This window comes from Massilia sp. NBRC 108631, assembly GCF_059704565.1.
In genome coordinates, this window is record NZ_BAAKJE010000018.1 from 1 (window position 1) to 12,015 (window position 12,015).

Annotated in this window: 10 protein-coding genes; 8 read left to right on the forward strand and 2 right to left on the reverse strand. The window is 67.4% G+C overall.

Annotated features, from left to right (window positions below; translation table 11 throughout):
- The 8 genes from AC6H42_RS01430 to AC6H42_RS01465 all read left to right on the forward strand — a co-directional run.
- Window positions 1–1,055 (forward strand): sensor histidine kinase (locus tag AC6H42_RS01430; RefSeq protein ID WP_497547245.1); only part of this gene is annotated, 1,055 nt, incomplete at its 5' end.
- A 123-nt stretch (window positions 1,056–1,178) separates the two neighbouring features.
- Window positions 1,179–1,601, forward strand: coding sequence for a type IV pilin protein (locus AC6H42_RS01435; protein WP_057157020.1), 423 nt, complete (start codon window positions 1,179–1,181; stop codon window positions 1,599–1,601).
- A complete protein-coding gene (locus AC6H42_RS01440) occupies window positions 1,589–2,236 on the forward strand; it encodes a pilus assembly FimT family protein (protein ID WP_057157021.1) in 648 nt (215 codons plus the stop codon). Before AC6H42_RS01435 ends, AC6H42_RS01440 begins: the two co-directional genes overlap by 13 nt.
- A gap of 7 nt (window positions 2,237–2,243) precedes the next feature.
- Window positions 2,244–2,756 (forward strand): prepilin-type N-terminal cleavage/methylation domain-containing protein, encoded by a 513-nt coding sequence (locus AC6H42_RS01445; RefSeq protein WP_157201059.1) that lies wholly within the window; start codon window positions 2,244–2,246, stop codon window positions 2,754–2,756.
- Complete coding sequence (locus tag AC6H42_RS01450; RefSeq protein ID WP_057157022.1) at window positions 2,756–3,916, forward strand: PilW family protein; 1,161 nt, start codon at window positions 2,756–2,758, stop codon at window positions 3,914–3,916. Before AC6H42_RS01445 ends, AC6H42_RS01450 begins: the two co-directional genes overlap by 1 nt.
- Window positions 3,913–4,494: a pilus assembly PilX family protein gene (locus tag AC6H42_RS01455; RefSeq protein WP_229418288.1), complete on the forward strand. Its 582-nt coding sequence runs from the start codon at window positions 3,913–3,915 to the stop codon at window positions 4,492–4,494. Before AC6H42_RS01450 ends, AC6H42_RS01455 begins: the two co-directional genes overlap by 4 nt.
- A gap of 38 nt (window positions 4,495–4,532) precedes the next feature.
- Window positions 4,533–9,203: a PilC/PilY family type IV pilus protein gene (locus tag AC6H42_RS01460; protein ID WP_497547246.1), complete on the forward strand. Its 4,671-nt coding sequence runs from the start codon at window positions 4,533–4,535 to the stop codon at window positions 9,201–9,203.
- Between the two features lie 87 nt (window positions 9,204–9,290).
- A complete protein-coding gene (locus AC6H42_RS01465; protein WP_057157323.1) occupies window positions 9,291–10,958 on the forward strand; it encodes a peptide chain release factor 3 in 1,668 nt (555 codons plus the stop codon).
- A gap of 3 nt (window positions 10,959–10,961) precedes the next feature.
- Here the strand turns inward: AC6H42_RS01465 and AC6H42_RS01470 are convergent, their stop codons facing one another.
- Window positions 10,962–11,336, reverse strand: a complete 375-nt coding sequence (locus AC6H42_RS01470; protein ID WP_157201107.1) for a cupin domain-containing protein — start codon at window positions 11,334–11,336, stop codon at window positions 10,962–10,964.
- Between the two features lie 35 nt (window positions 11,337–11,371).
- Complete coding sequence (locus AC6H42_RS01475; RefSeq protein WP_057157024.1) at window positions 11,372–11,740, reverse strand: hypothetical protein; 369 nt, start codon at window positions 11,738–11,740, stop codon at window positions 11,372–11,374.
- Window positions 11,741–12,015: the final 275 nt, after the last annotated feature.

A 12,015-nucleotide genomic window follows, 5' to 3' on the forward strand; every position in this document is an offset into this window, starting at 1 on the left:
ACGACGGCGCCATGCGCGGCGAGGCGGTGCGCGTGGGCACCTTGCGCGTGGCCGCCGCCGGCGGCGCAGCCGCGCCGGCCTATGTCGGCGTGGCGCGCACGCTGCGCCAGCGCACCCAGGTGCGGCAGGCGATTTTCCGCGCGCTGGTGCTGCTGGACGGCCTGTTCACGCTGGCGTGCGTGGGCTTGATCTGGTTTTCCGTGACCAACGGCCTGCGCCCGCTGGACCGCATGCGCGCCGGCCTGAACGCGCGCGCCGGCGACCAGCTGGCGCCGATCCAGCAGGAGGACGTGCCCTATGAGCTGGCGCCCGTGGTGCATGCCTTCAACGGCCTGCTGGCCCGCGTCAGCGAAGGCGCGCAGGCGCAGCAGGACTTCCTTGCCAATGTGGCGCACCAGTTGCGCACCCCGCTGGCCGGCCTGCAGACCCAGCTTGAATGGCTGGGCAACCGCCACGCCGAGCCGGATACCGCGCATTCGATCCGCCTGATGCAGCTGTCGACCGAACGCATGATACGGCAGACCAACCAGCTGCTGGCGCTGGCGCGCGCCGAACCCAGCCATTTCGAGAAGACCCGGCTGGAACCGCTGGCGCTGGACGCGCTGGTGGAGGAGACGGTGCAGCACTTCGTCGAGCAGGCGGCGCGCAAGGCGATCGACATCGGCTTCGAGCTGCAGCACGCCAGCGTGCTGGGCGACCGCTTCCTGCTGCGCGACCTGATCGACAACCTGGTCGACAACGCCATCCGCTACACGCCGGCGCACGGCACGGTGACGGTGCGCTGCCGGCCGGGGGAGGAGGGCGGCGGCGCGCTGACCGGCGGCACGGTGCTGGAAGTGGAGGATTCCGGGCCCGGCATCGCCCCGGCGCTGCGCGAGGCGGTGTTCCGGCGCTATGTGCGGCTGGACGACACGATAGCCGGCAGCGGGCTGGGCCTGGCCATCGTGCGCGACATCGCGGCCGCGCATGGCGCCCGCATCGCCGTCGCCAGCCCGGCGGGCGGGCAGGGGGCGCTGTTTTCGGTGCGTTTCCCGGTGCACCAGCTGCGCCCGTGACGGCGCGCGAGTGCGCTACTGTGCACTTGTCAGGGTTTTGTCAGTATTTCTTCAGGGAAATGCAAGCTAGGGACGCTACCATGCTGTCATGACGTACGACAACATAACCGGGAGCGCACCAGAATGAAACGCACGCACAAGGGCTTTACGCTGATCGAAGTCATGATCGCCGTGGCGGTGGTTGGCATCCTGGCTGCGGTGGCCCTGCCGGCCTACACCAAGTACGTGACCCGGGCCCGGCTGACCGAGGCGTTCACCTCGCTGGGCGGGGCCCAGCCGGCCGCCGAGCAGTTCTGGGCCAACACCCGCAGCTACGAGGGCTTTGGCGACGCCGCCACCTTCCCCGGCTCCACCGCCAATTTCGACTATTCGCTGTCCAGCGCGTCGGCCTCGGCCTACGTCATCACGGCCACCGGCAAGGGCAAGGCGGCCGGCTTTTCCTACACGGTGGACCAGAACGGCGGCCGCGCCACGACCGCCACCCCGGAGTGGGGCACCAGCAGCAACTGCTGGGTAGACCGGGCGGGCGGCTTATGCAGCAATTGACACGCCCCCGGCCGCGTCCTGCTGCGCGCCAGCGCGGCACCACCCTGATCGAGCTGATGGTGGGCCTGGTGATCCTGGCGGTGCTGGCGGCGGTCGGCATCCCCAGCATGGTTAACTGGATCAGCGGCAACAAGGTGATCTCGGCCGGCGAATTTTATGCCGAAGGCTTCGCCATGGCGCGCCGCCAGGCGGTGCTGCACAACGCCGCCAGCCGCATCGTGCTGACGCCGAACCTGAACAACGGCCAGATGGACTGGCAGGTCGACCTGTGCTTCCCGGCGCCGGGCGTGCCCTGCTCGGCAAGCAGCGGCACCTGGTCCACCACCACCGAGGTGGCGCCGCTCGACCCGGAAGGCGCGAACGGCTACAAATCGGTGCTGCGCCCGGCCGACGCGCTGCCGCAGAGCGACTTGCTGGCGCCGCGGCTGGAACCGGAAGGCGCCTCGGCCGTGTATTTCACGTCGCTGGGCTGGGTCGACACCGGCTACGCCGACCGCCTGAGCCGCATCCGCCTCGATCCGGCCGGGCAAAACGCCGGCATCCCGCCGGTGGCGGTGGCCGTGTCGCTGGCCGGCCTGGCCATCAAATGCAACCCCTTGCTGAGCGCGCCGGATTCGCGCGCCTGCCCACCGTGAGCCCGCCATGAGACTGCACCGCCCCCCTGGCCCTGCCTCCGGCCGCCTGTGCCGGCCCGCCACCCGGCCCGCCATCCGGTCCACCAGCCCGGCCCGGCGCCTGTCCCGGCCGCAGCGCCAGCGCGGCGTGGCCATGCTGGAAGCGCTGATCGCCATCGTGATCCTGGCCATCGGCCTGCTCGGCACGGTGGGCTTGCAGGCGCGTTCCTATTCGGCGCTGTCGGACGCGAGCATGCGCGCCGAGGCCACCATCGCCGGCGAGCGGCTGTTCGGCATCATGAGCAACGACCTGCCCAACCTGGCCAACTACGCGCTGGCCGAGAACGCCACCCCCGGCGCCGCCGTGGCGCCCTGGCTGGCCGACACCAAGGCGCAGATCCCGGGCGCCATCGTATCGGTCCAGCTGGCGCAGCAGAACACCACCACCACCATGGTTGTGATCAGCATCCGCTGGACACGCAAGACCGGCGCGGCCGAAAACCGCCACGTGCTGACCTCCTACATTGCGAGGGCCACCTGATGCGCCCGCACACGCCCTCCCATGCCGCGCGCGGCTTTTCCATCGTGGAACTGATGGTGGCCGTCACGGTCGGCATGCTGGCCATCATGTTCGCCACCCGCCTGATCGTCAATTCCGAGCAGAACAAGGCGGTGTCGCTGGGCGGTTCGGACCAGATGCAGAACGGCATGCTGGCCCTGTTTTCCATCAGCGAGGACGCCGCCCAGGCCGGCTGGGGCATGAACGACGACCTGATTGCCGGCTGCAACACCGTGTTCAGCGACACCGCCGGCTACGCCTTGCTGGCGGCGGACCGGGGCGGGGTGGCCATCACGCCGCTGGCGGCGGTGGTAATCCGCAACAACGCCAACGGCTCGGACGAACTCAGCCTGAATAGCGGCAGCTCGCCGTCCGGCGTCGGCTCGGTGCGGGTCAGCGCGGCCTACGCCGGCGCCGACACCCTCAGCATCTCGACCGCCGCGCCGTTCGGTTTCGCCAGCGGCGACGCCGTCATCGTGGTGCCCGAGCCGCGCGGCGGCGACTGCGCGCTGGCGCAGCTGACGGCCGATCCGCTCGCCACCACGCTGACCTTCAGCGCGGTGAACGAGGCGCGCTACAACCGCAACGGTCTCGGCGCGGCGTTCGGCGCCAACGTGGCGCGGGTCTACAACCTGGGGCCGGCGCGCAACCTGGCGCTGCATACCTGGTCGGTGCAGAACAGCGTGCTGATGCTGCGCGCCGCCAACCTGGCCGGCGCCATTGCGGCACGCTCGACGGTGGTGGAGGGCATCGTGGCCCTCAAGGCGCAGTACGGTTTTGCCACCGGCGCCTTCAATCCGGCCGCCGGGCTGCAGGTGGCGCAGTGGTCGAACACCATGATCAATGCCGACGGCGACGCCGTGACCGGCAGCGCCGGCGATTTCCAGCGCGTCGCGGCGGTGCGCGTGGCGGTGGTGGCGCGCAGCAAGATGCCGGAAAAACCGTCCGCCACCAGCGGCCAGTGCAGCGCCACCACCGCCAAGCCGGTGGTGTTCGCCGCCGCCAGCCCGGCCAGCGTGGCGGCCGTGCCGGTGACGGTGGAAGTGGCGCAGGCCGGCGACAGCGTGGACTGGAAGTGCTACCGCTACCGCGTGTTTGAAACCATCATCCCTATCCGCAACGCGGGCTGGAGGCCAACGTGAGCACCTTGAACCGACCGCAACGCGGCATCGCGCTGCCGGTCATGCTGATCATGCTGGCCGTGATGATGCTCAGCAGCATATACCTGCTGCGCTCGACCAATTCGACCACCATGACCACCAGCAACCTGGCGTACGACTCCGCGCTGGCCAAGGCCGCCGACCTGGGCCTGCACACGGCGTTCCAGTTCCTGGCCACCCAGCCCAAGGCCGCCCTGGTGGCCGATATTCCTGCGGCCGGCTACGTGGCCAGCATGGCGCCCAACCGGGGCGTGAACCATCCGGACTTCTGGACCGGCTCCACCACGGTGCGCGACGGCGCCAACAACACGGTGCAGTACATCATCCACCGCATGTGCATGCTGCCGGGCGCCTACAACGCCTCGGCGCCGGCCAACAACTGCACGCTGACGGCGGCCAAGCAGGCCGTGGCCAGTTCCACCGGCCTGGGCGACAGCCTGTCGACCGACCGTTCCGAGTATGCCGACATGCCCGAGCTGCACTACGTGGTCACTGCGCGCATCTATGGCGCGCGCGGCGGCAACGTGGTGACGCAGTCCGTGGTGATGATGGGCCCGTGAGGCCTCTTTAAGAGTAGATTGCAGCGATAGGACCGCATATGAACAAGCAAATTTCCAGGCGGGCCGCGCGCCACGCCATCGGGCTGGCATGCGCGCTGGCCATCCTGGCTCCGGCCGCTTGGGCCGGCACCACGCAGATCGCGCAGGTGCCGCTGCTGAACATTGCCGGCACCGGCACCGTCAAGCCCAACCTGATGCTGTTGTTCGACAATTCCGGCTCGATGGAGCAGCACTACACGCCGGACTATGTGAACGACAACCTGTGCCGCTCCACCGCCAAGCTGTCGAGCGGCACCACGGCCTGCAACGTCGGCCACCCGCCTTTCATGGCGGCCGACTTCAACCGCCAGTACTACAACCCCAAGATCCGCTACCAGCCACCGATCAAGGCGGACGGCACCTATTACAATGAACAGACCTCGGCCAACACCACCGGCTGGACCCGGGTCGTCAGCGACGGCTTCGGCGTCTACAACCGCAACCTGTACGCCGCCAGCGACACCGAGATCAACCTGCTGACCGAGTTTCCCGACCTGCAGTGGTGCGACCCGGACAACACCGGCGACTGCCGCGTCAACAGCGCCACCTACACCTACCCGAACAACACCTACCGCAGCGCGTCGGCCGTGTCGACCAGCCCGTACTACTACAACATCGGCGTGGCGGAGTTCTGCACCGACGAGAGCATGACCAACTGCCGCTCCACGGCGGCCGGCGCCACCGCGCCGTCCGGCTATCCGGTGCCGGTGAAGGTGCGCTGGTGCCGGGAGACCACGCTGATCAACTGCCAGGCCAAGCGCGTCGGCAACTTCATCTACCCGCGCTATTCGACCGCCAGCGGCGGCGTGGCCGCTTTCGGCACGATCGCCATCGGCGCCTCGTCCAGCAGCGCCTCGATGACCATCAGCAGCGTCACGATACCGGACCCGAGCACCGCGCGCACCATCACCAGCGGTGCGGTGACGGCGCCCAACGGCACCAATACGGCGCTCAAGCAGCAAACCATGGCCAGCGCACTGGCGGCCAGCATCATCGCCCGGACCGGCCTGACCAACCAGTACTTTGCCTGCGTCAGGACGCCGATCGGCCAGACCACCGTGCCGGCCTGCTCGAGCTATGGCATCACGCTGTCGGCCGAGAACGTGGTGGCGGTGATCGCCGTGGTGTGCAGCGGCACCAAGTCGCAGGCCAGCTGCATCCCGATCGCCGACAACAGCCGCGCCGGCTGGGGCATTACCGTCAACGCGCCCAGCGTGACGGTGACGGCGGCCGTGACGCGCGTCTCGCCCACCGCCTCGGTCACCGTGTCGGGCACCACCGCCAACTCCGGCACCCCCCGGCTGTCCAGCCTGAGCTGGGGCGGCACCACGCTGGTGAGCGACCTGTCGCTGGGCCGCAACCGCAGCGCCGCCCAGATCACCGCCAGCATCATTGCCGACATCGGCACCAGCGGCACCATCCGCGCCTACGCGGCCGGCAACAGCGTCACGCCCGCCTGCGCGGCGCTGAGCGGCAATACGCGCTTCTGCCTGGTCGACACGGCCGCCACCGGCAACTCCAACACACCCTCGGTGGGCACCGTCAGCGGCGGCGGCGTCAGCTTCAGCACCACCGCCGGCGGCGGCTACGTGCCGGCCGCCAGCGCCGTCACCGATGCCATCCCGACCACCACCGCCGCCATTTCGTCGGGCACCGAACCGCCCAGCACCTTTGTGCGCGTCAACATTACCAGCGGCAATACCTATCCCAAGTCGGCGGACCGGGTGGACTGCGCCGGCGCCACCTGCACCTACGACGAGGAAATGACCAACTTCGCCAACTGGTACAGCTACTACAAGAGCCGGCTGCAGATGATGAAGACCTCGGTCGGCATCGCGTTCGCCGCCCTCAACAGCAATTACCGCGCCGGTTTCGTGCGCCTGTCGCAGTCCGCCGCCGGCGGCGCCATCGACATGAAGCCGGCCGATTTTTCCGGCAGCGCGCGCACCACCTGGTACAGCACCCTGTACGGCACCACCACCAGCGGCTCGACCCCGATCCGCGCGGCGATGGACAACGTGGGCCGCATGTACGCCAACCTCAGCCCTTACGAATACGCGGCCGGCCAGGAAGTGGTGCAGTTCCCCTGCCAGCCCAATTTCCTGATCTTGACCACGGACGGCTACTGGAACGGCAGCACCACCGCCAATGTGGTCAACAACGACAATGTGGAAAGCCCGTCGCGCTTTTGCACCCAGGCGCGCGGCTGCGTCGACCGCCGCGAACAGGCCCAGCCGTCGATCTCGGACGTGGCGCTGCACTGGTATAACGGCGGCTCCAGCACCGGCACCGTGTCGCTGCGGCCGTCGCTGGAACCGGACATGACCAAGCCCGGCCAGGTGCCGGCCGCCGGCGGCGAAAACACCCACCTGCACATGAACACCTACACGCTGGGCCTGGGCATGGATGGCGTGATGACCTATGAGCCGAACTACGACACCGCGCCCCGGCCGGGCGGCGATTTCTACAACCTGATCACGGGCGCCGCCTCCGGCTGCCCGTGGAACAACAACGGTGCCTATGTATGGCCGGATCCGCAGACCAGCAGCACCGCCAGCACCGTGCAGGAGCGGGTGGACGACCTGTGGCATGCGGCCATTGCCGGCCACGGCAAGTACTTCAGCGCCAACGAACCGAAGGAAGTGGTGCAGGGCCTGGCCTCGGCGCTGGCCAATATGCAGGTGTCGGTGGGCGCGGCGGCTGCCGCGGCCACGTCCACGCCGAACATTTCGCTGCAGGACAACGACATCTTCTCGGATACCTTCACCACCGTGAAATGGTACGGCGAACTGTCGGACAAGAAGATCGACCCGGCCACCGGCATCGTCGGCACCACCCCGGTGTGGATCAGCTCGGACACCGTGGGCCCGCAAGCCATCGCCGGCACCGGCGGCACGCCAGCCACCTCGGGCGGACGCACCATCTACATGCTGGACCCGGCCGGCACCACCACGCTGACCGAGTTCCGCTATGCCAACATGGGCGGCTCGGCGCTGATGCAGGGCTGGTTCAGCAACAAATGCCTGGCGCTGGCACAGTGCACCCTGCTGTCCACGGCCGACCGCGCCATCGTCAACAGCGGCGCCAACCTGGTCAACTGGCTGCGCGGCGAGCAAACCTATGCCAACGACGAGATCTTCCGCGCCTACAGCCTGACCGGCCACACGCCGGCCGGCCAGGCGGGCCCGGTGCCCATCGTGCTGGGCGACATCGCCTCGTCCAAGCCGGCCTACCTGCGCGAACCGCGCAAGGGCTACACCTCGGCCAGCTATGCCGCTTACCGCGCCAAGTGGACCGCCGAGCGCGTGCCGACCGTGTTTACCGCCGCCAACGACGGCATGCTGCACGCCTTCCGCGCCTCGGACGGGCATGAACTGTGGGCCTATGTGCCGCGCATCACCATGAAGAAACTGCACGCGCTGGCCAGCACCACCTACGGCACCAATCACCAGTTCACCACCGACGGCTCGCCGGAAGTGGCGGACGTGGAAATTGGCGGCGTGTGGAAGACCGTGCTGGTGGCCGGCCTGAACGGCGGCGGGCGCGGCTATTACGCGCTGGACGTGACCGATCCGACCGCGCCGCGCGCGCTGTGGGAAACCTGCGCCGACAGCACCGTCTGCGCCAACGCCGACCCCGACCTGGGCCTGAGCTTCGGCAACCCGCAGTTCGGCACCTGGCGCGGGCAGTGGGTGGTGTTCGTCAGCTCCGGCTACAACAACGTGCCGGGCACCGACGGCGTGGCCGGCGGCAGCGGCAGGGGCATCCTGTTCATCATCGACGTGGCCACCGGCGTCATCCTGCAGAAGATCGACACCGGCTCGGGCAACACCAGCACGCCGTCGGGGCTGGCCAAGATCACCGCCATCACCAACAATCCGTCCACCGATCCGGCCGTGACCTATGTGTACGGCGGCGACAACCAGGGCCAGCTGTGGCGCTTCGACGTCAACGCGCTGACCAAGCGCCTGATGTCGGACTCGGGGGCGCTGCAGCCCATCACCACCCGTCCGGAAGTAACCCTGTGCAAGGCCAGCCGCACCGACGAGACCACCGGCGCGGTCACCGATTTCGCCCAGCGGGTGGTGCTGTTCGGCACCGGGCGCCTGCTCGACGTGCCCGATACCGTCAATATCGACCTGCAAAGCCTGTACCTGGTGAAGGACGCCGACACCTGCACCAGCTCGCCGTGCATCCCGGCGCGCGGGGACAGCATGGTCAAGCAGACCCTGGCGCTGCAGGGATCGAGCAGCAACATCAACACCTACACCATCACCAGCAACCCGGTCAACCTGGTCACCCAGGACGGCTGGTACTTCGACTGGGCGCTGAACAACGGCGAGCGCATGAACCTGGATCCGAAAGTGGTGAGCGGGGTGGCCAACGTGGTGACCAACCTGCCGACCTCGTCCTCGTCGTGCTCGGTGGGCGGCACCAGCAATGCCTACGCGGTGGACGTGTGCAACGGCAATGCGGCGATTGGCACCATCGCCGGCAGCACGCTGTCGAACACCTCGGCGGCGGTCGGCTTCATCATCGTACGCCTGCCGAAGGGCGAGCTGAAGATGATCACCACCACCGCCAAGGGCGAAACGCTGACCCGGCCGCTGGTGGAGCTGGAATCGACCGCCGCGCACCGCGCCGGATGGCGCAGGATCAAGATCGACTAAGCAAATCGGCGAAGCAAGGATGGCCCCGGCGGGCGGCCCCGTGTAAAATAACGGGTTTTACGCGGGGCCATTGTTATGGTCGCGAACATGGCCAACGACATCGACAACAGCATTCCTGACATTCCAGACGACGCCCCGGCAGCCGGCAGCGGCAAGACGCCTGCGCTGATCGCGCGCGAAACCCAGCGCCGCCGCACCTTCGGCATCATTTCCCACCCGGATGCGGGTAAAACCACGCTGACCGAAAAACTGCTGCTGTTCTCGGGCGCGATCCAGATGGCCGGCACGGTCAAGGCGCGCAAAAGCGGCCGCCACGCCACTTCGGACTGGATGGAGATCGAGAAGCAGCGCGGCATTTCCGTGGCGTCGTCGGTGATGCAGTTCGATTTCCGCGACCACATCATCAACCTGCTCGATACCCCCGGCCACCAGGACTTCTCGGAAGACACCTACCGCGTGCTGACGGCGGTGGACTCGGCGCTGATGGTGATCGACGCCGCCAAGGGCGTGGAAGCGCAGACCATCAAGCTGCTGGACGTGTGCCGCATGCGCAATACGCCCATCGTCACCTTCATGAACAAGCTGGACCGCGAGTGCCGCGATCCGCTGGAACTGCTCGACGAGCTGGAATCGGTGCTGAAGATCCAGTGCGCGCCGGTGACCTGGCCGATCGGCATGGGCAAGAACTTCCGAGGCGTGTACCACCTGCTGAACGACGAGATCCTGCTGTTCCGCGCCGGTTCCGAGAGCGCCGACCAGGCGGTGGAAATCATCAAGGGCATCGACCATCCGCGCCTGCAGGAAATGTTCCCGCTGGAAATGGATCAGCTACGCATGGAGGTCGAGCTGGTCAAGGGCGCCTCGCACCCGTTCGACCTGGAAGCGTTCCTGGCCGGCGTGCAGACCCCGGTGTTCTTCGGTTCCGCCATCAACAACTTCGGCGTGCGCGAGATCCTGTCGGCGCTGGTCGACTGGGCCCCGGCGCCGCGCGGGCGCGACGCCACCGTGCGCGTGGTCGAGCCGACCGAGCAGCCGTTCACCGGCTTCGTGTTCAAGATCCAGGCCAATATGGACCCGGCGCACCGCGACCGCATTGCCTTCCTGCGCGTCTGCTCGGGCCGTTTCGAGCGCGGCATGAAGGTCAAGCACCTGCGCCTGGGGCGCGAGGTGAAAGTGTCGTCGGTGGTGACCTTCATGGCCTCCTCGCGCGAGCAGGTGGAAGAGGCGTACGCGGGCGACATCATCGGCCTGCCCAACCACGGCAATATGCAGATCGGCGACTCCTTCTCGGAAGGCGAACTGCTGACCTTTACCGGCATTCCGTATTTCGCGCCGGACTTCTTCCGCCAGGTGCGCATCCGCAACCCGCTGAAGATCAAGCAGCTGCACAAGGGTTTGCAGCAGCTGGGCGAGGAGGGCGCGGTACAGGTCTTCAAGCCGGTGCAGGGCGGCGAACTGGTGCTGGGCGCGGTCGGCGTGCTGCAGTTCGAGGTGGTGGCCAGCCGCTTGATGAACGAATACGGCGTGGACGCCGTGTTCGAAGGCACCAGCATCAGCAGCGCGCGCTGGGTCTCGTCGGACGACAAGAAGGCCCTGGTGGACTTCGAGGCGGCGCTGGGCCACAACGTGGCCTACGATGCGGCCGGCAATATGGCTTACCTGGCAACTTCCAGCGTCAACCTGCGCCTGACGCAGGAACGCTGGCCTAAGCTGCAGTTCCACGCCACGCGCGAGCACGCGGCCAAGCTGACCTGACGGTTATTTCGCAGGGGAGGCCAGCGGCTTCCCCTTTTCCACCGTAAACACCCCCACCAGCTTCATCGGCACGCTGCCGGTGTTGCGGGCGTCGTGGATGGTGCCGGCCGGCAGGATGAAGGCGTCGCCCGGCTTCAGCTTGCGCGGCGGCTGACCGTCGATCAGCAATTCTCCTTCACCTTCCATCACATAGCTGACTTCGTCGCCCGGATGCGTATGGCGGCCCGCCAGCACGCCGGGCGCCACTTCCACGGTGGCCACCACCGCTTCGCGGCCCGGCACCGACACGTCGCCTCTTTGCACCACGGTGCGCTGGATGCCGCCACCCTGCGCCTGTGCGCCGGGCACCGCCAGCATGGTTGCGGCCATGGCGGCCATGGCGGCCAAGCTGCGCGCCGCCAGTCGGGCATGCATCATGATTGTCCTTGCTGTGGGTGGGGATGGTGGTAGTGGTGATCGTTGCCAAAGAATATCGCGTCCAGTATGCTGGCCGACCAGCACAGTACGCATGCCAGCGTGGCGGCTGTCATGGCCGGCCCTTCCGTGCGCGACGCGGCGATCTGCTGGGCGATCATGGCGATATCGAAAGGTATGGTGCCGTTGGCCAGTTGCCCGGCCAGCACGTTCACCTGCGCCATCACCACGCGCAGGATGTACAGCGCGCCAGCCAGCGTGGGCAGCAGGAAAATGCAGCCACGCGCGAAGCGCTTCAGTACCAGTATCTGCCCCAGCCCCGGAAACAGCAGGCCCGAAATCAAAGCCGCCTTGAGTGATTGCTTCATGGCCGTCCTCCTGAACAGTGAGTCCTTATCTTACTCTTTTTGCAAAACCGTGGGAACGTGTTGTTTGTTGCACAGCGCAAGCATGCCCATGCTGTGAGCCATCGGCGACTGGTATTCCAATCATCTCCGTTGCGGTCAAGGCAGTAATATTTCCCCTGTGAAGCGCCAAGTTCCCGCCGCCGGCGAACACGGCGAATCTCTATTTACGGCGTTGAAACATGTTGCGGCGCGTGCCGCAGGCGCAATTCAAAATCGGCAATGGCCGATTAATTTCT

What these genes read in the sequence shown, in the direction of transcription:
- AC6H42_RS01470 (WP_157201107.1), bottom strand. Translation starts at nt 11,336, where the DNA reads ATGGCCGCCATGGCCGCAACCATGCTGGCGGTGCCCGGCGCACAGGCG.
- AC6H42_RS01445 (WP_157201059.1), top strand. Translation starts at nt 2,244, where the DNA reads ATGAGACTGCACCGCCCCCCTGGCCCTGCCTCCGGCCGCCTGTGCCGG.
- AC6H42_RS01465 (WP_057157323.1), top strand. Translation starts at nt 9,291, where the DNA reads ATGGCCAACGACATCGACAACAGCATTCCTGACATTCCAGACGACGCC.
- AC6H42_RS01450 (WP_057157022.1), top strand. Translation starts at nt 2,756, where the DNA reads ATGCGCCCGCACACGCCCTCCCATGCCGCGCGCGGCTTTTCCATCGTG.
- AC6H42_RS01435 (WP_057157020.1), top strand. Translation starts at nt 1,179, where the DNA reads ATGAAACGCACGCACAAGGGCTTTACGCTGATCGAAGTCATGATCGCC.
- AC6H42_RS01460 (WP_497547246.1), top strand. Translation starts at nt 4,533, where the DNA reads ATGAACAAGCAAATTTCCAGGCGGGCCGCGCGCCACGCCATCGGGCTG.
- AC6H42_RS01475 (WP_057157024.1), bottom strand. Translation starts at nt 11,740, where the DNA reads ATGAAGCAATCACTCAAGGCGGCTTTGATTTCGGGCCTGCTGTTTCCG.
- AC6H42_RS01440 (WP_057157021.1), top strand. Translation starts at nt 1,589, where the DNA reads ATGCAGCAATTGACACGCCCCCGGCCGCGTCCTGCTGCGCGCCAGCGC.